The sequence below is a fragment of the Anaerococcus sp. Marseille-P9784 genome (genome assembly GCF_902500265.1).
GTDB lineage: Bacteria > Bacillota > Clostridia > Tissierellales > Peptoniphilaceae > Anaerococcus.
The window spans coordinates 581,581-605,105 of record NZ_CABVOZ010000001.1; the positions used below are offsets into that span (position 1 = coordinate 581,581).

The 23,525-nt window shown below is 31.1% G+C and carries 26 protein-coding genes; 7 read left to right on the plus strand and 19 right to left on the minus strand.

Features of this window, described 5'->3' with window-relative positions:
- Positions 1–77 precede the first annotated feature (77 nt).
- The 3 genes from GAN53_RS02725 (at position 78) to GAN53_RS02735 (ending at position 2,212) form a co-directional block, all read left to right on the plus strand.
- A complete protein-coding gene (locus GAN53_RS02725; protein WP_151409463.1) occupies positions 78–455 on the plus strand; it encodes a BlaI/MecI/CopY family transcriptional regulator in 378 nt (125 codons plus the stop codon).
- Complete coding sequence (locus tag GAN53_RS02730; RefSeq protein ID WP_151409464.1) at positions 455–1,828, plus strand: M56 family metallopeptidase; 1,374 nt, start codon at positions 455–457, stop codon at positions 1,826–1,828. The genes GAN53_RS02725 and GAN53_RS02730 overlap by 1 nt, the downstream gene beginning before the upstream one ends.
- Before the next feature lie 114 nt (positions 1,829–1,942).
- Positions 1,943–2,212, plus strand: coding sequence for a hypothetical protein (locus tag GAN53_RS02735; RefSeq protein WP_151409465.1), 270 nt, complete (start codon positions 1,943–1,945; stop codon positions 2,210–2,212).
- Positions 2,213–2,248: 36 nt separating this feature from the next.
- Here GAN53_RS02735 and GAN53_RS02740 read toward each other — a convergent pair whose 3' ends face one another.
- From GAN53_RS02740 to galE, 10 genes are all read right to left on the minus strand, one after another.
- Entirely contained in the window at positions 2,249–4,552 is a 2,304-nt protein-coding gene (locus GAN53_RS02740; RefSeq protein ID WP_151409466.1) for a hypothetical protein, read from the minus strand.
- 9 nt (positions 4,553–4,561) lie between these two features.
- Entirely contained in the window at positions 4,562–6,616 is a 2,055-nt protein-coding gene (locus GAN53_RS02745) for an efflux RND transporter permease subunit (protein WP_151409467.1), read from the minus strand.
- The gene (locus GAN53_RS02750) at positions 6,617–7,213 is read right to left on the minus strand and encodes a TetR/AcrR family transcriptional regulator (RefSeq protein WP_151409468.1); all 597 of its coding nucleotides are present in this window, start codon (positions 7,211–7,213) and stop codon (positions 6,617–6,619) included.
- 304 nt (positions 7,214–7,517) lie between these two features.
- A complete protein-coding gene (locus GAN53_RS02755) occupies positions 7,518–8,441 on the minus strand; it encodes an IS3 family transposase (RefSeq protein ID WP_151409469.1) in 924 nt (307 codons plus the stop codon).
- Positions 8,375–8,914, minus strand: coding sequence for a helix-turn-helix domain-containing protein (locus GAN53_RS02760; protein WP_151409470.1), 540 nt, complete (start codon positions 8,912–8,914; stop codon positions 8,375–8,377). Before GAN53_RS02760 ends, GAN53_RS02755 begins: the two co-directional genes overlap by 67 nt.
- 69 nt (positions 8,915–8,983) lie before the next feature.
- Entirely contained in the window at positions 8,984–9,574 is a 591-nt protein-coding gene (gene rbr / locus GAN53_RS02765) for a rubrerythrin (protein WP_151409471.1), read from the minus strand.
- Between the two features lie 211 nt (positions 9,575–9,785).
- Positions 9,786–10,205, minus strand: a complete 420-nt coding sequence (locus GAN53_RS02770; protein WP_151409472.1) for a PTS sugar transporter subunit IIA — start codon at positions 10,203–10,205, stop codon at positions 9,786–9,788.
- 54 nt (positions 10,206–10,259) lie between these two features.
- The gene (yajC, locus tag GAN53_RS02775; protein WP_151409473.1) at positions 10,260–10,538 is read right to left on the minus strand and encodes a preprotein translocase subunit YajC; all 279 of its coding nucleotides are present in this window, start codon (positions 10,536–10,538) and stop codon (positions 10,260–10,262) included.
- A 32-nt stretch (positions 10,539–10,570) separates the two neighbouring features.
- Positions 10,571–11,488: a sugar phosphate nucleotidyltransferase gene (locus tag GAN53_RS02780; protein WP_151409474.1), complete on the minus strand. Its 918-nt coding sequence runs from the start codon at positions 11,486–11,488 to the stop codon at positions 10,571–10,573.
- The gene (gene galE, locus GAN53_RS02785) at positions 11,485–12,513 is read right to left on the minus strand and encodes a UDP-glucose 4-epimerase GalE (protein WP_151409475.1); all 1,029 of its coding nucleotides are present in this window, start codon (positions 12,511–12,513) and stop codon (positions 11,485–11,487) included. Before galE ends, GAN53_RS02780 begins: the two co-directional genes overlap by 4 nt.
- Before the next feature lie 217 nt (positions 12,514–12,730).
- Between galE and GAN53_RS02790 the strand changes: the two genes are divergently transcribed.
- Complete coding sequence (locus tag GAN53_RS02790; protein ID WP_151409476.1) at positions 12,731–14,002, plus strand: glucose-6-phosphate isomerase; 1,272 nt, start codon at positions 12,731–12,733, stop codon at positions 14,000–14,002.
- 18 nt (positions 14,003–14,020) lie between these two features.
- On the opposite strand, the gene GAN53_RS02795 is transcribed toward GAN53_RS02790, so the two are convergent.
- Together GAN53_RS02795 and GAN53_RS02800 are read right to left on the minus strand one after the other, a co-directional pair.
- The gene (locus GAN53_RS02795; RefSeq protein WP_151409477.1) at positions 14,021–14,950 is read right to left on the minus strand and encodes a CPBP family intramembrane glutamic endopeptidase; all 930 of its coding nucleotides are present in this window, start codon (positions 14,948–14,950) and stop codon (positions 14,021–14,023) included.
- A 28-nt stretch (positions 14,951–14,978) separates the two neighbouring features.
- Complete coding sequence (locus GAN53_RS02800) at positions 14,979–15,680, minus strand: hypothetical protein (RefSeq protein ID WP_151409478.1); 702 nt, start codon at positions 15,678–15,680, stop codon at positions 14,979–14,981.
- Positions 15,681–15,749: 69 nt separating this feature from the next.
- Between GAN53_RS02800 and GAN53_RS02805 the strand changes: the two genes are divergently transcribed.
- On the plus strand, positions 15,750–16,616 hold the full coding sequence (locus tag GAN53_RS02805) for a hypothetical protein (protein ID WP_151409479.1): 867 nt from the start codon (positions 15,750–15,752) through the stop codon (positions 16,614–16,616).
- A 31-nt stretch (positions 16,617–16,647) separates the two neighbouring features.
- Here the strand turns inward: GAN53_RS02805 and GAN53_RS02810 are convergent, their stop codons facing one another.
- Together GAN53_RS02810 and GAN53_RS02815 are read right to left on the minus strand one after the other, a co-directional pair.
- The gene (locus tag GAN53_RS02810; protein WP_192574076.1) at positions 16,648–16,863 is read right to left on the minus strand and encodes a DUF2922 domain-containing protein; all 216 of its coding nucleotides are present in this window, start codon (positions 16,861–16,863) and stop codon (positions 16,648–16,650) included.
- A 17-nt stretch (positions 16,864–16,880) separates the two neighbouring features.
- Positions 16,881–17,066, minus strand: coding sequence for a hypothetical protein (locus GAN53_RS02815; RefSeq protein WP_151409481.1), 186 nt, complete (start codon positions 17,064–17,066; stop codon positions 16,881–16,883).
- A gap of 259 nt (positions 17,067–17,325) precedes the next feature.
- Between GAN53_RS02815 and GAN53_RS02820 the strand changes: the two genes are divergently transcribed.
- Both GAN53_RS02820 and GAN53_RS02825 read left to right on the plus strand, forming a co-directional pair.
- On the plus strand, positions 17,326–18,084 hold the full coding sequence (locus tag GAN53_RS02820) for an ECF transporter S component (RefSeq protein ID WP_151409482.1): 759 nt from the start codon (positions 17,326–17,328) through the stop codon (positions 18,082–18,084).
- Position 18,085: 1 nt separating this feature from the next.
- Positions 18,086–18,859, plus strand: coding sequence for a type III pantothenate kinase (locus GAN53_RS02825; RefSeq protein ID WP_151409483.1), 774 nt, complete (start codon positions 18,086–18,088; stop codon positions 18,857–18,859).
- A 72-nt stretch (positions 18,860–18,931) separates the two neighbouring features.
- Here the strand turns inward: GAN53_RS02825 and GAN53_RS02830 are convergent, their stop codons facing one another.
- From GAN53_RS02830 to gyrA, 5 genes are all read right to left on the minus strand, one after another.
- Positions 18,932–19,552 (minus strand): thermonuclease family protein, encoded by a 621-nt coding sequence (locus GAN53_RS02830; protein ID WP_151409484.1) that lies wholly within the window; start codon positions 19,550–19,552, stop codon positions 18,932–18,934.
- Positions 19,553–19,637: 85 nt separating this feature from the next.
- Complete coding sequence (locus tag GAN53_RS02835) at positions 19,638–20,426, minus strand: SigB/SigF/SigG family RNA polymerase sigma factor (protein ID WP_151409485.1); 789 nt, start codon at positions 20,424–20,426, stop codon at positions 19,638–19,640.
- 2 nt (positions 20,427–20,428) lie between these two features.
- Positions 20,429–20,761: an anti-sigma regulatory factor gene (locus tag GAN53_RS02840; RefSeq protein ID WP_099321509.1), complete on the minus strand. Its 333-nt coding sequence runs from the start codon at positions 20,759–20,761 to the stop codon at positions 20,429–20,431.
- Positions 20,762–20,764: 3 nt separating this feature from the next.
- Positions 20,765–21,067 carry an STAS domain-containing protein gene (locus tag GAN53_RS02845; RefSeq protein ID WP_151409486.1) on the minus strand — a complete coding sequence of 101 codons (303 nt, stop codon included), beginning with the start codon at positions 21,065–21,067 and terminating at the stop codon, positions 20,765–20,767.
- 1 nt (position 21,068) lies between these two features.
- The gene (gene gyrA, locus GAN53_RS02850; RefSeq protein ID WP_151409487.1) at positions 21,069–23,519 is read right to left on the minus strand and encodes a DNA gyrase subunit A; all 2,451 of its coding nucleotides are present in this window, start codon (positions 23,517–23,519) and stop codon (positions 21,069–21,071) included.
- Positions 23,520–23,525 lie beyond the last annotated feature (6 nt).

Below are 23,525 nucleotides of genomic sequence, written 5' to 3' on the forward strand. Positions count from 1 at the left end.
ATGAGTATATACTCAAATTGAGATTAATAAATATGCAAATATATTTTGATTGCAGGAAATTATATAAGGAGGAGAAAATGAAATTTTCAAAAGGTGAATTACAAGTGATGCAAGAGCTTTGGGATGGAGATTGTTTAGATGAAAATGGTGAAATTCAAGCGATAGAACTAGCAAAAATTATGAAAGAAAAATATGACATAGAAAAAACTTCTTGCTATACTTTTCTAACTAGATTGCTTGAAAAAGAGGCAATTAGCAGGCGCTATCCAAAATACACCCTAAAGCCAATTGTTTCTAGAAAAGAAGCTTTGAGAAAAAGCCAAAACGAAGCTATCGATTTATTATTCCAAGGATCTCTTGTAAATATTTGTCGTACTTTTTTAAAGGAAAAAAATGTCAGCAAGGAAGAAATAGAAGAGCTAGAAAAGTTAATAGATGATTTTAAGGAAGAATAGTGGATATAATAGTTTCTAATACAGATAATTTGCAGAGAAGCCTTAAAAGTATTTTTCTAATAGGTCTAATAATTCTTTCCAGAAAAAAATTAAATGAAAAGAGTATAAAATGGGCTAATATGATTTTACGGTCAATACTTTTTATCTATTTGATTTTACCTCATGGTCTTTTGATAGAAGTTGATGATTTGGATAAATTAGGACCAATGAAGAAAATTTTTGAACTTTCTATATTGACAAATTCATATTTACGAGCCTTTGAAATTACATTTGGCAATGTCTTATCTGATTTAAATCTTACCATAATAGCAAGTTTGTTGGTAATTTTTATGCTAAGAAAGATTTATCTTAGAAATAAAAGCCTAAAAGAGACAAGTTTAATTAACTATGATATTAGAATAAATGATCAAATCAAAAGCTTTAATTTAAAAAGAAAAATAGAAGTGTTGGCAAATGATCAGGTGAAAGTACCTATGACTTTTGGAATTATTAAGCCAAAGATTCTTATTCCTAATCAAATCTTAGATGACGATGACTTGTTAAAATATGTAATGATCCACGAACTTACTCATATCAAAAAGTTTGATATAGTCTTTACTTACATAAAAAATATAATAATATTTATTTTTTGGCATAATATTTTTCTTTTACTTGTAGCAAAATATATAGAAGAAGATATTGAAATTCTTTGCGATAAGCTTGTAATTCAAAGGCTTGGAGATAACATGAAAAATAGACAAAATTACTGCTATCAAATGCTAAAGCTACTAAAGCTTAAAGATAGCGAAAATTCTTTTAGCTTAAAGCTTAGTCCAACAAAAGAAAGGATTATTGTTATGAAAAATTATAAAAAAACTCTTTCGGGCATCTTCTTATTTGTACTTATAAGCTTATTTTCCCTAACATCTTTTGCTGATTGTGGAAAAGCAAGAGATAAGTCAACCATTTATATAGAAAGGCCAGAAAAAACTATTGTAAATATGGATAATCGAGTAAAAGAAATCGATGAAGATGAATACGAGAAAATGGAACTTAGTGAAATATCAGAAAATCAATTAAAAGCCATAAATAACGATAGAGATGAAAAGCTTAATGGACTAGATCATAAGATCTACACATTTAATATGAAATCATATAGCGGAGTTAACCACGATGGATTTTCTGTAAAATTAAGTAATCTAGAATGTAAAGATGAAGCATCTTATCAAATAATTATCAAAGAAGACGATAAAGTAATATATAGAAGATTTTCGACAAAAGCCCTCATACTTAAATTTAACGCTTATAGCAATAAAACTTACCAAGTTATTATTCAAAACTTAACTGGATCCCAATTAAAATATAATATAAAAATTAATTCTTATAAAAAATAGGAGGATTAGATGTTAACAATATATCCAAGTAAGTACAAAAACGGAGACCTGAATATTTATCTATAATCTGTTTAATTTAAATTTGACTTATAAATCTGATATTTGGAGGAAAATATGGAATCTAATAATAATCAACCAGCTATTGATACGGAAAAAATTCACGATAATACAAAAAAGTTCTTTCATAATTATGCTGAATATTTTAAACATTTCTTAGGAATTGTTTTCGTTATAATTATGTTATGGTTGTTAAAAGAATTTTATACAATTCTTTATACCGAGGGCGTTCACGATATTAATGATTGGATATACACGCCATTGACTATAATGCTTGTAGCAATTGCAATTATGTATTTTGCTCTAAACCATAAAGAAAACAAATAAATTTATCCTCCAAGCTTTTGCCTGGAGGATATTTTTTTACTTGATTTTTTCTATAATTCTTGATTTGCTTTCAAAGTTATCGCTAGATCCGCTTAGAGAATTATTTTCTTTGGCAAGATTTGCCATTTTATCTAAAATTTCGCTTATTTCTCCTAAGTCTTCTGTTTTTTTGCTTAGTTGGTCTATGCCTTGGGATTTGTATTTTTTTAATCCTTGGTTAAATTCTTGATAACTTGATTTGTAAGTACTTGAGCCTTCTTTTAGTTTTAGGGCGCCATTTCTAAGTTCCAAAATTCCATCGTTTAATTGACCAATGCCTTTTGCCATCGGATTTATGGCTTTGTCGTTTATTTCTCCCAAAGATTTCAAGGAAGCTGATCTTTGTTGAAATTGACTTAGACCATCAGAAAGTTCTGCTGACCCAGTTTTTAACTTATCAGAGTTATTGTCAAGCTCATTAATTGCAGCTGCTAATTTTTCTACGCCCGCTTTATTTTCTAGGCTTCCTGATTTTAATCTTTCTGAGCCATTCTTTAATTTTTCGCTTGCTTGGTTTAGATTTGCTAGAGCTTCTTTTAATTTTGCCAAGTTGCTTGATGAAAATCCTTCTTCTATTTGACCGATGCCAGTGGCTAAAGATTTAGATGCTAGAGAAATTTCTTCTTGGGATTTGGATAATTTTTCATTTATTTCAGCTGAACCAGTTTTTAGTTTTGTTGTTGCTTGGCTTAAAGATTCAGAACCTTTAGCTAGTTGGTCGATAGATGCTAATAGATTTGAGGAGTTTTCTGCTCCTTTTTTTAAATTATTTGCCTCAGATAGCAAAGAATTTTCTATGGCTTTTAGATTTTCTATTTCATTTGTTAGAGAACCATCTTCGTTATTTGCCTGTAAGTTTTCTATTACATTTTCTATTGCATTTGCCTTGGCATATATATTTTCTATTGAATTTCCATTATTTGGGCTAGCTTTTGCTTTTTCATTTAGGCTATTTAAGCCTAAGCTTAAATTTTTTGATGAATCACAAATAGCTCCAATAGAAGAATCAAGTTTATTGACAGAATCTGCAAGTGGACTTATTTTTGTAGAAAATTCATCAAGGCCATTTTGTAATTTTATTAATGATTTGCCAAAATTTTCGCTACTGTCATCTGATGAGCTAAAGGAAGTTTTTTCTTTTAGCATACTTGTAGCCTCATTTAATTGGCCGATTCCATCATCAAGTTCACTTATTCCACTAGCAAGGTTGTTTGCGCCTTGGTTTAATTTTCCCATATTGGAATTTATTAAAGAAAGTGCTTTAGTATATTCATTTACGCCAGTGTTTAGGGATTTGCCGCCAGCTGATAATTGATCTATGGCTTTTGTCATAGGTCCTATTTGATCTGGTAAATTTTTAAAGGCCTTGGCAAATTCTCCAAAAGAACTATTTAGTTTTTGGGATCCTTCTGAAAGTTTTTCGCTTCCATCTGCCAAAGTTTCAATTCCATCGTCAAGTTTGTTTGCGCCATCAGCCAATTTGTCAGAGGCATCGACTAATTTTACAGCATTGTTTGTAAGTTCATCTATGCCATCGTTTAATTTATCCATGGATTTCATATTCAAATCATCTTGGAAAAATTCATTGCTAATTATCGCATAAATTTCTGCTGGATTGTAATTTTTGATATCCATTTCAATTACAAATTTATCCTTAAACTTATCTAATTTGTCATCTTCTAAAATACCCGAAAAATTTTCCTTTAGTCCTGGAGCAAGAACTCCCATTACAATGTCATTTTTTCCATCTTTTACGATTTTGCCATCGTCTGTTTTGATATTTGAAACTTCATCTGAGTTAAAGCTTACTTCTGTCAAAACTAGGTAAGGCGAATATATGTCGGTGTTTTTTCCTTTTATTGAGCCCTTTTCTTTGCTCTTGTTAACAGCTGAAATTTCAACTTTTAGCTTGCCAGTTTTATCTTTTAATTGGTCAAAGGAAATTTCTTTGCCGTCAAGAAAATATTTTACATTTACTTCTACTGGAAGATCTGTTTCCATTTTTCCTTGGTAGTAGATATCCTTGCTATCTTCATTCCAATTAATATAGCCCCCATCTTCTTTTACACTTTGATCTGTCTTTAGATTTTTGATCTCTTTTAGATTTGACTTATCTTTTGTCTTTATATTTTCATCAGAATTTAGCCAAATTGATGCAGTTTTGTCTATTATTTTGTTGTTTTCTTTAGTTACATATATGGTTTCGTTTTTTTTAACTACACTATCTGCATAAGAAATGTTGCAAGTTAGAATTGAGCCTATGCTAAGAACTGCTAGAGCTTTTACAAATTTATTTTTCATTATTACCTCCTAATTTAATCCTTTGGTTGTTTTCTTTATAAATGGAAATGTTATGCTTATTATCGCTGGTAGGAAGATTATAATTATAAGCATACTTATAATTGCTCCTCTAGCCAAAAATGAACATATAGTTGATACAATTTCCATTCTTGAATAAATTCCAACCCCAATAGTTGCAGCAAAAAATGATAGGGCTGATGTTACTATTGATTTGGAAGTTTCTTTTATAGCTTTATTAAGGGCCTCGTTTTTGTCATTTGTCACTTTATATTCGTGCAAAAATCTGTCGGTTAGAAGTATTGAATAATCTATGGTTGATCCTAATTGTACAACGCCAATTATAATTGATGTTACAAAAGGAATTGTTTTTCCAGTGTAAAAAGGAATGCCCATATTTATAAATATAGCAAGCTCTATAGCTGCAATTAATATTATCGGAATGGCAAGTGACTTAAATACAAAGGCAATTATCAAAAATACAACCACAACTGATGCTATATTTACCATTTTGAAATCCCTATCTGAAAGAATTGTCAAATCTTTGGTCAAAACAGCCTCACCGGTTAGATAACCTTCTTTATCATGAGCCTTTACGATTTTTCTAATTTCTCCAACTTGTTTGTTAACTTCGTCAGATGCTGTTTGATATTTTGAATTTATCATAATCATTTGGTAGCCATTTTTGTAAAAATTATCCTTTAACTTATCTGGCAAAACATCATTTGGAAGAGTTAAGCCTGTCATAGAATTTAGGCTAAGGACGTTATTTACTCCGTCAACTTTTTTTATTTCGTCAACTAAACTATCGACACTTTGCTTAGATAGGTCATCTTTTACAACAACAAAGTGAGTTGAGGCCATATTATAGTCTTTTTTCAATTTATTTAAGGCTACAATAGAATCCAAATCTTCTGGCAAAGACCTATCCAAATTGTAGTAAAGCTTGGTATTATTTGCACCATAGATAGCTGGAATAAATAATACTAAGAATATGATAAACAAGGTCTTTTTGTATTTCATAGTGAAATTTGAAGTTTTTTCAAAAGAAGGCAACAATTCCTTGTGGTTAAATTTGTTAACCCACTTTTCCCCTACAAGTATCATAGCTGGCAAAACTACAACAGTTGATATAAGTCCTAACAAAACTCCCTTGCTCATTACAAGTCCAATGTCCTTGCCAAGTCCTAATCTCATCAAAAGCAAAACTAAAAATCCTGCAAAAGTTGTAAGTGATGAGGCAAATATTGATGAAAGCGTATTTACTATGGCCTTAGCCATGGCCTCATTTTTTGACTGGTTGGTTTTTTTCTTTTCTGCATATCTATGGTATAAAAATATCGAATAATCAGTTGTTACAGCCAATTGCAAAACAGCTGCAATAGCTTTGGTTATATAAGAAATTTCACCTAAGAAAAAATTTGTACCAAAGTTATATAAAATCGCATAGCCAATATTTAACAAGAAAAGAAAAGGAATTATGGTAGACTCATTAGTCAAACTTAAAACTATAAGAGCTAAAAGGACTGCTAGTCCAACATAAATCGGAGTTTCATGATCTATCAAATCCTTGGTATCTTTTACCAAAGCGCTTATACCGCTTAGAAACTTTTCTTTTGATTCGATTTTTTTGATCTTATCGATTGCTTGCATAGTTTTAAAAGATGATGAAGATTCTGAAAATTTCACCATCAAAAGCGTGCTATCTTCAGCATAAAAAGCATCTCTTATCTCATCTGGCAAAAAATCTTTTGGTAACATTTCTCCAGCAATGGAAGATTTGCTAATAACATCTTCTACTCCATCGATTTGTAAAATTTCATTTTTCAAAACTTCAGCATCGTGGTCGCTTCCTTTTAGGATCAGCATACCAGTGGCGGCATTTTTAAAATCCTTATCGAGAATTTCCTGACCTTGAGTGGATTCAAGATCTGTTGGTAGATAAGATAAAATATCATAATTTACACCAGTATTCTTATAGGCAAACCATGAGGGTATCAATAAGATAGTCATGATAAGCAAAATAAGTCTAGGATGGTATGAAATAAATTTTGCTATTTTTTTCATTTAATTATCTCCTGTTTTACTAAATATTTTTCTAATAACAGCAAATAAAACTGGTTTCATTTCATCAATTGTCAAAATAGACTCAGCCATAACAGCACTTTTACAAGTTGACATCACTATATCTAAAGTAATGGAAAGAATATATAGCTGTTGGGATTGGCTATAACCCTTGGAAAAAAGATTCTCATACTTATTTAAAATAAATGAAAGAGCAGAATCAGCTTCCTTTAATCTTTGATCATTTTCAATTTCTGCATAAAGTGCCCAGGTAATATTTTTGCTTAGAAGTTCTAATTCAAAAGGATTAGCTATCAAATAATCAATAATATATTCCAAAAAAGATATGTACCTTTCAACTGGATTTTCTTGGGTGCACATATTTTCAGCCTTGGTAATAATTCCCATAGCTTTTTCTAAAACCATTCTCTCTTTCAAATCGTTTTTATCATCGTAATATAGGTAAAAAGTTCCAAGGCCAAAGCCTGCTTCCTTCATAATATCTCTAACAGATGTTTTATCTGGACCCTTGTTTTTGAAAACTCTAAGAGCTGCATCCATTATTGCTTTTTTCTTATCGCTAATATCTCTAGTCGCCATATTATATCCTTTCAATTAATGAACGTTGTTCATTTGTTGTTACGGATATATAATACACCCTTTGTGAACAATGTTCAACTATTTTTTAAAAAAAATAAGCAAAATAAGTAAATTTTTAATTTTTACTAGCTTTTTTGCTTATAAATTGATATTATTTATCTAATTTTTTAGTTTTATTAAATCAAATATTAAATAATTGGCAATCAAGTCTTTGAAAATTATGCTTATTCTTAATAATGAATACAAAAAAAGCAGGATCTAAAATTGAGCTGCACCCATAAACACGGAATAACTTAATAATATTTTAAGCGGAATGTAATCTGTAATCAACAGGGGACATTCCGTTTAATTTTGCCTTTATCCTGTCTTCATTGTACCATTTGATGTATGATTCTATTTCTTTTCTTAATTGTTCATAATTCTTAAATTCTACACCGTAGTACATTTCTTGTTTGAGTAGACCAAAGAAGTTTTCCATTGGTGAATTGTCTAGACAATTCCCTTTTCTTGACATACTTTGTCGTATGTTTAGTTTTCTTAGCTTGCTAGACCATGAGCTATGTTGGTAATGGAATCCCTGGTCTGAGTGTATTACTAAGTTGTCTTTAGTACTAATACCTTTTATTGCTTTGTCTAACATTGAGTTGGTCAGTTTAATAGTTGGGTGATGGCTTAGTGTATAGCTAATTATCTCACTGTTGTAAACATCTAGTATTGGTGATAGGTATAGTCTTTCTTCACGTCCCTTGATTCTAAATTCTGTTACATCTGTTAGCCATAGTTGATTTGGTCTGCTGGCTTTAAAATTACGATTTACAACATTAGGAGCTACTTTGCCTACCTGTCCCTTGTAGGATGAGTATTTTCTTGATCTAGTTTTAAATTTAGTGCATAGGAGTCCTTCTTGTTTCATGATTCTTAGAACTCTTTTATGGTTTACTATTAGACCCTTGTTTCTTAGGGCGGTATTTACTCTCCTGTATCCATATCTTCCTTTGCTGGCTTTAACTATTAACTTGATTTCTTCTTTGATTTCTTTGTCTTTGTCTATTGGATTTTCTAATTTGCTCTTCCGCTCATAGTATGATGATTTAGGAAGTTTTGCTACTGTTATCCATTCACTTATCTTTGTACCAGGGTGTTCTTCTAGAAGACTTAGTATTATCTTTGTTTTTTCCTTGCTTCTGCTTCTTCTTCCAGTAGCAAGGCTTGAAACTTTTTTTCGAATAGTATTTGCATTTTTAGAAGTCTATTTTCTTCTCTAAGTCTGATTAGTTCTTCTCTTTCAGTCTCTACTATTGGTTTTTGATTCTTAGATTTCTTATCTGCTTTAGACATATCTTTATTAGGCCTTCCTCTATTATCTTCTAGCCCAGATAAACCACGTTGTTGATATGCTTTCTCCCAGTTAAATATTACTGAGCCATTGCTGATATCAAAATGTTCTGCGGTTTCTCTGTATGATAGATTATTGATTTGCCTATATTGTATTACAGATAGTTTAAATTCACTAGTGTATTTATTATTGTTTAGCTTTTTAGATAAGTTATCAAAGCCTCCTGAGTTATATTTGTTAATCCAATTTTCTAGAGTGCTATCAGGTATGTAATATTTGTTTGCTATTGCAGGTCGCCCACCTGTTTCACCTGATAAGTATTCTAGCACTAATCTAATTTTAAATTCTTTTGTATATTTTGGCATGAAAAAACCCCTCCATCCGTATTCCGGATTTTGGGGTTCGGCTCAAATCCTGCCTTGTAATCTATCTAATTAATAGTTAAATCTAGCTATTTCAAAGTATTCTTGACCATGAGCACAAGCTGGGCAAATTTTTGGAGCTTTTTCTGCTTCTACTATATAACCACAGTTGCCACACATCCAGAAAACTTTTTCTTCTCTTTCGAAAACTTTACCTTCTTCAATATTGTCATGAAGTTTTTGGAATCTATTTTTGTGAGCTTCTTCAACTTTTCCAATGTAGGTAAATGCTGTAGCTATTTCATTGAATCCTTCTTCTTTTGCAACTTTTGCAAATTCTGGATACATTGTTTCAGCTTCTTCGTTTTCGCCTGCGATAGCGCCTTCAAGGTTCTTTAATGTGTCATGATAAACAACTGGGAAAGCTGTGTAACCTTCTGTTAATTCGATAGCTTCTAGCTCATATTCTTCTTTTAAGAATTTGTAAAATCTTGCAGCGTGTTCTCTTTCATTCATTGCTGTTTCTTCAAATATTCTTGAAATTTGAACATAACCTTCTTTTTTAGCTACTTTTGCTGCTAATGTGTATCTCATATTAGCTTGACTTTCACCTGCAAATGATGTGATTAGATTTTGTGCTGTTTTACTACCTTTTAATTGCATATGTACACTCCTTTTTTTATACAATATTTTTTATATGTATTTACTAATATTATAATAATTTTAAATAACTTTGTCAATAAAAGCGTAAATTTCTTTTGTATGGTAAATAATGATTATCATTTTCAAACGCTTTTCTTGTGTGAATTATTAAAATTAAAAACAAAATCCCCTCTAGTATTCCTAGTTAGGGGATTTTAATTTTTTATAAATTTTAAATGCCATCTTCTAGGCTTTCTTCATCATCTTCTTCCATGTCAAATTTTGTTATGGAAGATTTGCCTTTTTCTAATACATCTGCTACAAATTCTGATAAATCTTCTATTTCAGAGCTTAGAGCCTGATAGACCATGGCAAAGTTTGCTCCAGATAAGAATGCTACATTTCCCTTATCAGCAAGGCTCATTACAGATCTATTAAAAGGAGTTCCTCCTGCTAGGTCTGTTATAACGACAATATCTTTGTAAGTAAGATCATTGTAAGCCTCGATTAGTTTTTGATCAAAGTTTTCTAAATTGTCGCCTTCGTGAAATTCTACTATTTTGATATTAGGAAAATCTCCTGCTATCATTTTTACTGTTTGATATAGTCCAGAAGCATAAGTTCCGTGGCTGGTTAATATTATTCCTTTCATAAAATACTCCTTTACATAATAGCTAAGTTGACTTAGTAAAATTCTCGTAGATTTTTAATTTTTTACTATCGCTTGTATAGAAGAACGGTCTACTTTGATTTCGGTATTATCTGCAATTTCTATTAGAGCTGTATCTTTATTTAATTTTACAAGCTTTCCATAAATTCCACCCAAAAGCATTACTTCTACTCCTGGTTTTAGAGCTTCTTGTAAGACTTTTATCTTTTCTTTGGTTTTTTTCAAATTTCTAGCGCTTACAATTTGCATCGTTACTAGGAAAAGACCGATAAAAATCATAAAAATTATCGAAATTTGTAAGACTTCTTTAGCCATAATTCCTCCTATACTTTTTTCACTTATAATTTTTATTTTGCCCAAATATCTTTTGGGTAAATTCCCTCATCTAACATTTTTTCAAATTCTTTTTTTGCCAGGTCCAAATCAGATCTGTAGGTTATTCCTATCCACTTATCACTTGTCGGCAAAATACTTATCTCAGCTTTTTCTTCTACTAAAAGCTCTTCTATCATTTCTGGCAAAACATATTCAGCAGTTTGTAAATTCTCCTTGTTTTTTTCAATAAATTTTTCAAAATGCTTTTGGCAAAGATCGATAAATTCTGGATATGTTGCCCACATATTCATGGATACAAGACTTTCCAAGTTTAATAAATCATCGGATAGGTTTTCTTTGCTTGAAATTTTCCCATCTTTTTCTTCTATCTCGTGAGTTTCTATTATTTTTTCTAATTTATTTTTATCATTTGCAAGGCAAACTCCACGGGTTACGCTTCCGTTTTTTGATAGGGTGTTTTTTAGTTTGTAGCCCGCCATGGCAATTTGTATTTTGTCTTTGTTCAAATTTTCTGGATCTAATAGGAATTTATTTAGGTCTTTGAAGGCTTTTTTGCCATAGTAATCATCAGCATTTATTACCAAAAATGGATCATTTACCAAATCTTTGCAAGCAATTAGGGCATTTACCGTTCCCCAAGGTTTGCTTCTTTCTTTTGGTAATTCATATCCTTTTGGCAAATCCAAAGTTTGGTAGGCGTATTTAACATCAATAATTTTTGAAATCCTATCTCCAATTACTTCTTTGAAGTCTTTTTCTATATCTTCTCTTATTATAAAAACAACTTTGTTAAAGCCTGCTTTTATGGCATCATAGATTGAATAATCGATTATCACATAGTCATTTTTATCCATTTTTGCAAGTTGTTTGATTCCAGCTCCGTATCTTTTGCCAATACCAGCTGCTAGAACTACTAGAGTGCTTTTCATTTATCCTCGCTTTCATATCCGTTTGGATTTTTTAATTGCCATCTCCATGTATCTTCGCACATTTGATCGATTCCATATTTTGCTTGCCAACCTAGGACTTTTTTGGCATAGGATGCATCTGCAAAAGATTTGTCCACATCTCCAGGTCTGCGAGCTTCTATTTTGTAGGGGATTTTTTTGCCACTTGCTTTTTCAAAAGCAGAAACTACTTCCAAAACTGAATATCCTCTGCCTGTTGCAAGATTTATTATTTCAAGAGATTTTAGCTCATCGATTTTTTCTACTGCAAGTACATGACCATAGGCTAGATCCACTACGTGAATATAATCTCTAATTCCTGTTCCATCTTTTGTGTCGTAATCATCGCCATAGACATGAAGATAAGGAAGTTTTCCTAGGGCAACCTGACAAATATAAGGCATAAGATTGTTTGGAATCCCCCTTGGATCTTCGCCAATTTCTCCAGACTTATCAGCTCCTATTGGGTTAAAATATCTAAGCAAAACTACCTTAAAATCCTTATCTGAACCGTTAATATCAACTAAAATTTGCTCTATAAAAGATTTGGACCAGCCGTAGGGATTGGTGCAAATTCCCTTGGGAAAATCTTCTGTTATCGGAGTTTTTTTGGGATCTCCATAAACCGTAGCAGAAGATGAAAAAATTATTTTTTTAACCTCAGAGGCTCTCATAGCTTCTAGCAAAGATAAAGTTCCTCCAAGGTTATTTTTATAATATTCTAGTGGTTTTTCTAAAGATTCGCTAACAGACTTTAGGGCTGCAAAATGAATTACCGTATCAATTTTTTCTTTTATCAAAACTTCTTTTAGAAAATCTGTATCAAGTACATCAGCCTTGTAAAAAGTCAAATTTTTACCGGTGATTTTTTTGATTCTATCTATAACTAAAATGGATGAATTGATCAAATTGTCATAAATTACAACTTCATAGCCATTTTTAAGCAATGCTACAGCAGTGTGGCTTCCTATATAGCCTGCTCCTCCTGTTAATAAAACACGTTTCATAATATTCCTTTCAATATATATCAAGTTCATTTTATAGAAAAGGAATTTTTTTGTCAAGCTAAGAAATGACTCTTAATTAGCTAAATTTAGGAATTTATAAGTTTTTTTCTAGACTCCTTGCTATAGCTTTTTTTATTTTTTCTTCTTTTAAAAAAATTTCTAATCTTTTTTTCTTAAAGCAAATCTTGGGGTATAAAATAATATAAAGGAGGCATGTATGAAAATAGATTTAACTAATATCGAGTGTGAAAATCTTTGCAATTATGAAGATAAAGCTATGAAAGCTTTTGATAGCCTAATTAAGAAAAATGGCTCTGGCAATGATTTTTTGGGTTGGATTGATAGACCAGTTGATTATGATAAAGAAGAATTTGAAAGAATAAAAAAAGCAGGAGAAAAAATTAAAGCTTCCAGTGATATTTTAGTATCCATTGGAATTGGTGGCTCATATTTAGGAATTAAGGCAACAGAATTTGCCCTTGATTCATATTTTTCATCAGATAGAAAGGTGAAATTAATCTATGCAGGCCACAATCTTTCTGGCCAGTACTTATCAGAACTTTTAGAATATTTGAAAGATAAGGATTATAGCCTTAATGTAATTTCCAAATCAGGAACAACAACAGAACCTGCCATAGCTTTTAGATTTTTAAAAGAAGCCATAGAGGAAAAATATGGCAAAGAAGGTGCAAAGGAAAGAATTTTTGCAACAACCGATAGAAAAAAAGGCGCCCTAAAAGAATTAGCTGATGCTGAAGGCTATGAAACTTTTGTAATTCCAGATGATATAGGCGGAAGATTTTCAGTAATTTCTGCTGTTGGACTTTTGCCACTTGCAGCAGCTGGCATCGATATAGACGAATTTATGGCTGGATTTAAGTCAGGTTATGACAAATATAAAGAAAATTCTTTTGAAAATGATGCTATAAAATATGCAGCAGTTAGAAATATGCTTTATGAAAATGGCAAAGATATTGAAGTTTTAGTAAATTATGAGCCAAAATTACAATATATAGCTGAATGGTGGAAGCAATTATACGGAGAAAGCGAAGGCAAAGACGGCTGCGGAATCTTCCCAGTTTCTGTAAATAATACCACAGATTTGCACTCACTTGGACAAATAATCCAAGATGGCAAGAGAAATATATTTGAAAGTGTAATTGAAGTTAAAAATCCAAAAAAAGATATTAAAGTCAAAGAAGATAAGGATAATTTGGATGGCCTAAATTATCTAGCTGGCAAATCCCTATCTTTTATCAACAAACAAGCTATGGAAGGAACAACCATCGCCCATGTCAAAGGCGAAGTTCCAAATATAAGAATAATCCTAGATGAAGTAAGTGCCAAATCCATAGGAGAACTTTACTATTTCTTTGAAATTGCAGTAGGAGTTTCAGGTTATATGCTTGGAGTAAATCCATTTAACCAACCTGGAGTTGAAGAATACAAAAGTCAAATGTTTAAACTACTAGGCAAAGCTGGTTACTAAAAAATTAAGGCTTGGGATCTATAAATCCTCAAGCCTTTTATATTTTTCATATTCTTTGCTTTTTTCTTTTGCCAATTTGTATAAGATAATAATTGCAGTAATCTCGACAAAAGTTACGGCAAGTCCCCCTTCAATGCCAAAATCTCCACCTGTAAACATATCATTTCCAATAAAACTTGCCTTAAAAATTGAATTTTTGATAGGAAAATTTCCACTAACGCTGATGCCAAAAATATTTCCCTGGGCAAAATTCCACATACTATGAGCTGCCGCAGAAAGCATTATATCATCAGAAATATAAAAAAGAAAAGAAAAAACAAGTCCCATAAAAAAAATATTTATAAAGGGCAAAAAAGAAAAACCGTCATTACCCAAATGTAAAATTGCAAAAATCAAACTATTGGCAATTATCCCAAGAAAGACCGTATTAAGGCTTGCAAAATAATTCATCAAAATAGATCTAATCATAAACTCTTCTTCAAAACCTTGAATCATCCAGCCAATTATAAAGAGAATAAAAATAAAAGGCGAAACATTTGCCAAATTATTTGTTAAATCTACGGCTCCTATAATTTTTAATAGCAAAACTGCAATAGCAAGCATGGCAAAGCCTAAAACTAGGCCCCTTAAATAATTAATCTTCCTATTTGGATTTTTTAGTCCAAAAGACTCTAAATTTCTTTTTTGGAAAAATTTCCCAAAAATAAATCCTAAAATCACGACAAAAAGAGTCATAAAAAGTAAAAACAAGAGGATTTTATCGTCTGGATTATTTAAAATTTCTAATAAATCAAAATTTTCTTCATTTGCAAAGAAAGATCTAAATATCATAGCTAGGAAAAATCCTGGAATTTCCATAGCTAAAAATAAAATAACTACAGTAATTACTGGATTTCTCTTTGCCAAAGTTTTTTTTGTTTGCCTTATAGAATAATTTTCATTTAGCAAAATTACCTTCTTTCAACTAAAAATGCTCTTAGTTCTTGCCCTGATCTTTTTTGTCTGTTTGATCTTTGTTTTCTTGATTTTCTTTTTCTTCTTGATTTTCTTTTACTTCTTGGTCTGTATTTTCTTCTTTTTTATTAGTCAAATCATCAGCATAATCCAAAGCTCCACCAAAAATGGCGTTGATAAAATCTTTTGATTCATAGATTTTGTAGCCTTTTATATTTCTTTCCAAAAATACAGTTGCTTCTCTGCTGGATTTTTTTTGATTTTCTTTGGATAATTCTTCCATGTAATTATTGTGCAAGATATTTTCATCTTCATTTTCTTTCGTTTGCTTGTAACAATCTATATAATTTACATTTTCTATCTTTAATTTTACTTTTTTATCTCTGCCTTTTTTCTCAACATTTTCCACTTTTATGGATAAATTTGCAAAGTTGTTTTTGTAAAATTCCTCTTCTTTAATGGAATCTTCTGAATAAGACTTCCTAAAAACATCCAAAATTATCGGAAGTCTGTCGGTATTTTCTTTTAGATAGTCCACATTGTAAGTTTTGATTGCGCTTTCAAGCTTTCTAATATTCCTATCGACATTTGATGTAAGGGATATGAATATGCTTAAAGCTCCTCCGATTAAAAAAATTGCTAAAAGCACATAAGGAAGTACCGAAAATCTTCTTCTTTTTCTACGACGATTTGTTTTTTTGTTATTTCTTGATCTATTTGCCATAAGTTCCTCGCTTGTCTTATATTATACCATCTTATGGGAATTTTTTGGAAATAGTGATATTATATTAATATGAAAAAGATAAATATTAATTTTGCAGATGGCTTAGCTTCATTTTTATTAATACTAAGCTTATTTACGCCATTTTTTGCAAATCAAATAAAACTTAATAACAATATCCTTACCATGCTTATAAATTGCTATCTTATAGCTTATTTTGCCTATAATATTTCCTTTATGGAAACAAAAAAAGTAGGATTTTTATTCCTACCTTTGGTTTTTTATTTGGCCTTTATTTTATTTTATAAGATGAATTTTAAGCTAGACTTTTCTATGAAATTATTCTACGACTTAGAAGAAATTATCATAAAATATTATGATTTGATCTTTGTAATTGCAGTATTTTTCCTAATAGAGCTTTTTTTAAGCAAGGTTTTTGGAAGAATTATTACAAATATGTTGGCAATTTTATCGCTTTTAATCTATCTTGTAATGCAAAATACTAGCTTTTTGCCTTTTGATTTTTATTATAAAGACCTACTAGCTTATTTTGCCTTTTATGTAATGGGTTCTCAAATTAAACCGGCCATAAAAATTAACGGTCTTTTGTGTATTTTGTCAGCTGTTTTATTTGCTTTAGAATTTTATCTAGTAAATTTCTATTTTAAATATTACATAGGAATTTATCTATCCTTATTTTTCTTAACTTATATCATCTTAAAGGCCGATAAAACTCCAGAAAATGTAAGTTTTGAAAAATATTTGCTTATGGGATTTTTATATATAAATCCCCTAGTTTTTATGGTTTTGACAAATTATTTCCATATAGAAGTAATTTTTATTCTTCTAACATCCTCTCTTATAACTTTTCTTTTTACAAATATTTTTTATAAGATAAGAGTAAAATTTATTTCCTATCTTTTCCTTGGAACATATTAAAAACTGGTATGAAATTTCATACCAGCTTTTTTTAACCTAAAGTTATTTCTTTTTTATCAATCGTCTCGATTTCTGCCTTAGTTTTGGCAACTATTGGTCCATTTTTGGTAAGTAATACTTTGGAAGCTATGATTTTATCCATAGTTTCAGAAAGCATTTTTCCATCATAGTCTGCTTTTGGATAATCTATTGTTAATGATTTTTCGTTTTGTATTTGATCTTTAAAGTATAATTTTAATTTTCTCATTGACATTTATTTCCTCCTTAAATTTCTGCTACAGTTATTAGATAAACTTCAAGGCCACTTGCATCCATTAATGATGTGTAGCTTTGGGCAAATTCCTTGAACTGTTCATTTGTTGCATTTTCATTGATGTTTGAAAATGTCTTAGTAACTTTCTTTTTGCTATTGTCGGCATTTAATATGCTAAATCTTAATTGTAATTTCATTTTTTCCTCCTAAATATTTTGTAATTGCCTTACACTCATATATAGAATTTATAGATGATTTTTCCCTTACAAAATTATTTATTTTAAAACTATCTTTACTTATCGTGCAGTATTTGTTATAATTTAGACAAGCTTATAGCTATTTTTAGATCTCACAATTTTTGGAGATACTATTTTTATCTTAGCTATTAGTAAATTTTGTTACTAGCATCTTTTGATGCAAAGAATGGTATCTATATGAACCATATCAGGAGGAAAAATGGTTAAATCACAATCAACTACTATTACTAGTAGAAAACTTGTTACAGCTGCTATGCTTGGTGCAATTACTGTTGTATTAAGCTTAACCCCACTTGGTCTTATTCCTTTGGGATTTATTAATGCGACAACTATGCATATTCCAGTAATTATTGGAGCTATAGCAGAAGGGCCTGTTGTAGGCGCACTTGTAGGACTTATTTTTGGAGTTTCATCACTTCTTAATGCTCTTTTGAGAAATCCAAGTCCAGTTTCTTTCGTATTTTACAATCCACTTATATCAATTGTGCCTAGAGTACTAATTGGTATTACAAGTTACTATGCCTATGTTGGCTTTAAAAAACTAAGTAATTCAAATCTAAAAAAACTTTCAGAAGGCTTGTGGATAATAATTTCACTTGGTCTAGGATATTTACTTTATAAAAATATCAATGCAGGTAAATCAACTTCAAATATCATCTTTGTTGTAATTTTACTATTAGTTTGCTTAGGCCTATTTGTTTATTCCAGAAAATCCGACAAGGCAGACTTCCCAATAGCTATGGGAGCTTTTGTAGGATCAATGACCAATACAATTTTGGTTTTGGGAGGAATTTATTTAATCTATGCCAAAGCTTATGTGGAAACACTTGGAATTCCAATGGAAAATGCCAAATCTGCAATACTTGGTGTAACAATAACAAGTGGAATTCCTGAGGCAATATTATCAGTAATACTTACAACAGCAGTAATCAAAGCTCTCAATAAATCAAGGAGATAAGATGCTTTTAGCAATTGATATAGAAAATAAAATAACGGATTTTGGAGTTTTTGATAGAGAAAATATGCTCTGTAAATTTTCCATTGGGAGTGATAGAAACAAAAGCCCTAGCGAATTAAAACTTCTAATAAAGCTACTTTTGCTGGAAAATAATATAAATTTAGAAGATATAGATCAAATAATAATCTCATCTGTAGTTCCAGAGCTAGATTTAATATATAACGAAATTTCACAAAAAATCACAGGCAAAAGTCCCATGCTAATTTCAGCTGGACTTAAAATCGGCATAAATATCAAATGCGAAAATCCCAAAGATGTCGGCAGCGATAGAATAATAAGAGCAGTTTGTGCAAATAAAATAAATGATGAAAATTCAATTATCATATCAGCATCGACAATAACGACAATTGACTATATCAATAGCAAAAAAGAATTTATGGGCGGACTAATCTTTCCAGGAATCGACCTTTATCAAAAATCTCTATTTTTGGAAAGCTCCAAACTACCACAAATAGAAATAAAAAAAACGACAAATATTTTAGGCAATTCGACAACAAAAGCCATGCAAAATGGCATCTACCTCGCCTACAAAAATTCAGTGTGGGGGATAGTTAATCAAATAATTGAAAAATATCAAGAAGAAGAAAACACCCAAATCTTACTAACAGGGCCTTTTATAGATCTAATAGAAGATGAAAAATATCAAGCAAAAAAAGTCCCTAACCTTGCCCTTAGGGGACTTAATATTATCTATAATTTGAACAAAAAAAGCTAGTAGCAATAAAATTTTGCTGCTAGTTTTTTAAATATTCAAATATAATTTGACTTTCTATTTTAAATATAAAATTTATCTCTTGGGGTTTAAATCTTCCCACTCAAATCTTTGCTTTTCATTCCACATAGATAAATTTTCCTTTTTTGCTTGTTTTTCTATTTCCTTTAAAAATTTTGTATAGCTAGTATCAGGTGGATAATAATTGGCTTTGGCATAGCCTTCTCTTACCAAAATTCCATTAATAGATGAATCTCTAATTTCGTCTTTGCTAGGATTATTCAAGTCTTTAGGCTTTTCTAGCCAAACATACCTAAGTAATCTCCCATACTTGTCAGTTTCAGAAACATCTTTTTGCAAAAAAATTTCCCTATCATATAGTTTTTCTTTGGTAAATTCTTTGGCTTCTTTGCCGAAAAATTCCTCATTTTCTCCAATTTCCGGGCAATTTATACCTATAAATCGTACTTTATATATTTCTCCGTCAATATCAACTTTGATAGTATCTCCATCAATCACCTTGGTAACCTTAGCCTTTTGATAAAAATCTTCTTCTTTATTTGTAGAAAAATCCTTGGAAATATCAGAATCATCAGTAAAATTTTTGTTAAAAAAAGCCAAAACCCCCAAAAGGCAAAAAATTATAAGCTTTTTTGATAATTTATTTTTCTTAAAAAATCTATTAAACTTATCCATATAACTTCCTTGTAATTTTTGAAAATCTTATAAAAGGCTAGCAAATTTGGATGATTGATTTTTATCATCTTTTGCTAGCCTTTTTTTATATTTCATTGGTTTTTTCTAATTCCATGGTGAATTTTTGAGTGATTTTCTTTTCTATTCTTGATACTGTCATTTGGCTTATGTTAAGACTTTTGGCTATGTCTATTTGGGTTTTGCCTTGGTAGTATCTTAAGTCTAGGATTTCTTTTTCCAAATCGTTTAGTCTTTGGGTTGATTTTTCTATTAGGTCTGATAGTTCTACTGAGTCAAAGGATTTATCTTCTTCTCCTATCATTTCTGCTAGATCTATGGAGTTTTCGCCTTTTTGAACTTGATATTTCATATCCAAACTTTGGGGAGTATAAACTTTGCTTGCTTCCATTGCTTCAAGAATTGTTTCTTCGTCTTCTCCTATATAATCTGCTATATCTTTGATTGTTGGAGTTCTTTGAAGTTCTTGAGGAAGGATTTTTTTGGCAGTGTTTATTTTTTTGTAGAGGTTTTGTATGCGTCTTGGAACTCTTATTACCCAACCCTTATCTCTAAAATAGCGCTTTAATTCTCCCATTATGGTTGGCGTTGCAAATGATGAAAATTCATAACCCTTGTCCGGTTCATACCTATCTATGGCATATATTAGTCCAAGGCTTGCTACTTGGTAAAGGTCATCTTTTTCTATGCCTTTGCCGACGTATTTGTTTGATAAGATGTCCACTATATACATATGCTCTTCTATAAGCTCATCTCTTAGTTTCTTATCACGAGTAAGGTAAAACTCTTCAAATTTCTTTTTTATTTGGTCTTTGTAGGCTTGGTCAGTTTTTGCTGGCTCTTGTTTTTTTGTCATTTTTATGCCCTTTTTGTTATTTGGATAGTATCCTCACTTATTTTTACTTCATCTGCCAATTCTTTTAGGATTAGATCGCGCATTTGTAGTGCTTTTTGATCTAAGGATTTATCTTTGCCATAAACTTTGATTGTCAAGTTTTTTTCCTTAGGCAAAAACTCAATTTTGATTTCTTCTTCGCTTAGTTTATAATTTATAGCCTCACTTACAACTACTCTTAGATCTTCTATTTCTTCGATGTTAAAGCCAAGATCGCTTGCAAGGGAAGCTGTAAAGAGTCTTATTGACTTGATGTAATTTGACTTTGCAGGAATATTTATAGTTATTTTTTCCATTTTCTACTCCATGGCAAAAAGATCAAAGAGATCTGTTATTTTAAAGAGTTTTTTGATGTTTTCTTTGCTGTTTATTATCTTTACTTTTTTATCCTTGGATTTTTGCATATTATAGACTGTCATAAACATTCCAAGTCCTGTTGAGTCGAGATAATCTAGCTTTTCTAGATCAAAAACTATGTCTTTATTAGCATCGATTTTTTCGTCGATGAATTTTTTGAATTCTTCTTCTGAATAAACGTCCAGATCTCCTGTTAAGGATATTTTTTGATAATTTTCGCAATTTTCTATTTTTGTATCAAACATTTTATTTTTCCACTTCTTCTAAGCTCGGGTCGTATTTGGTTACTGAAACGATCTTGTCATTTTCATCTGCTAGATTTTTAAGGGTAACTCCCATGGTATTTCTTCCTGTTGTAGAAATATCTTTTGCTTTTATTCTTATTATATCGCCTTTTAGTGATACCATCATTATATCATCTTCAAGATCTACTGGAATGGTGTCTACTACAAAGCCTGTTTTTTCTGTAACTTTGTGGCATTTTATTCCCTTTCCACCCCTGCTTTGGTTTTTGAAATTGTTAAAGGAAGTTTTTTTGCCAAAACCATTTTCTGTTACAACAAGTAGGTAGGTTTCGCTGCCCTTGATGTTCATTGCTACAACTTGATCATCTTTGTTTAGTCTTATTGCACGAACTCCACGAGCTTGACGACCCATATTTCTAACATCTTTTGTGGAAAATTGGATAGTCATTCCATTTTTGGTCGAAATTATTAGCTCTTCTTCTTTTTCTATATGACGAGCAGATATTAATTTATCGCCCTCTTCAAGACCTATGGCAATTATTCCATTTCTTTGAATGGATTTGAAATTTTTGGCATCGGTTTTTTTGATTTTGCCATTTCTTGTTTGTAGAACTATTTGATCATCTTCTTTTAGATCTGATAGGGTCATTATTTCTGTGATTTTTTCGCCAGAATTTAATGACAAGATATTTATTATGGCTTGGCCACGGCTTGTCCTAGATCCTTCTGGGATTTCGTAGCCTTTTAGCGAATAAACTCTTCCTAAAGATGTAAAGAATAACAAGTCTTCATGAGTATTGGTTGTCATTATTCTTTTGATATAGTCATCTTCTTTGGTATTTGCCGCAGATATTCCCTTACCTCCCCTATTTTGGACTCTGTAGGTATCTACAGGAAGTCTTTTTATATAACCATCGTTGGTTAGGGTTATTAGTATGTCTTCTTTTTCGATCAATTCTTCTATGTCGATTTCGCCTTCATCTTTTACAATTTTTGTGCGGCGCTTATCTCCATATTTTTCCTTAATCTCATTTAATTCTTCTTCTATAAGCTTAATTAATTTTTCTTCTGAGTTAAGTATTGAAAGTAGATAAGAAATTGTTTGTTCAAGTTCCTTATTTTCAGCGTTTAGCTTTTCAATTTCAAGACCTGATAGACGTTTTAATCTCATATCTAGGATAGCTTGAGATTGTAGATCTGATAAGCCAAATCTTTCAAGGAAAATTCTCTTAATTTCTGCATCGTCGTAAGAAGATCTGATGATTTTTATTATTTCATCTATATTATCAATAGCTATTATCAAACCTTCAACTATGTGCTTACGAGCCTTTGCCTTGTCTAGGTCAAATTGTGTTCTTCTGGTAACTACTTCTTTTTGATGGTCTATATAGTATTTTATTAATTCTTTTAGGGTTAAAATCTTTGGAATTCCATCAACTAAGGCAAGATTTATGATACCAAAAGTTGTTTCTAGTTGGGTATACTTATAAAGATTATTTAAAACTATGTTGGCGTTGTAATCACGTTTTATTTCAATTACAATGCGCATACCTTTTCTGTCAGATTCATCGCGGATATCAGATATGCCATCAATTCTCTTATCTTTTACAAGATCTGCTATTTTTTCTATTAGCCTTGCCTTGTTAACTTGGTAAGGAATTTCTGTTACAATGATTCTCTCGCGATTTTTCTTAAACGGCTCAATTTTTGCAATGCCGCGAAGTTTTACCTTGCCACGACCTGTTTTGTAAGCTTCTCTTATACCATTTTTGCCAAGAATTTTTGCTCCAGTTGGAAAATCCGGACCTTTTATGATTTTATTTAAGTCTTCTATGGTAATTTCTGGATTTTTCATGTAGGCAATTGATGCATCAATTGCTTCGTTAAGATTATGAGGAGCCATATTTGTTGCCATACCAACAGCGATACCATTTGAACCATTTACCAAAAGATTTGGAAATCTTGCTGGAAGAACTGTAGGTTCTTTTTCTTCTTCATCGAAGTTTGGCATAAAATCAACTGTATCTTTGTTGATATCTCTAAGCATTTCCTTGGCGATTTTGCTCATCCTAACTTCTGTATAACGCATAGCAGCAGGATCATCGCCATCAACAGAACCAAAGTTACCTTGGCCTTGTACTAGGGGATATCTGGTTGAGAAATCTTGGGCAAGACGAACTAGGGCATCATAAATTGCGCTGTCACCATGAGGGTGATATTTACCCATTACATCGCCGACTACTCTTGCTGACTTACGGGTTGGTTTGTTTGGATCAAGTCCTAAGCCTTCCATTCCATAAAGTATACGCCTATGAACTGGTTTTAGACCATCGCGTACATCTGGTAATGCACGTGAAACTATGACGCTCATGGAATAATCTAGGTAGGACTCTTTCATTTTCTCTTCAAGATCTATAGTTATTATATTGTCATTATTATTAATTTCTGTCATCATTAC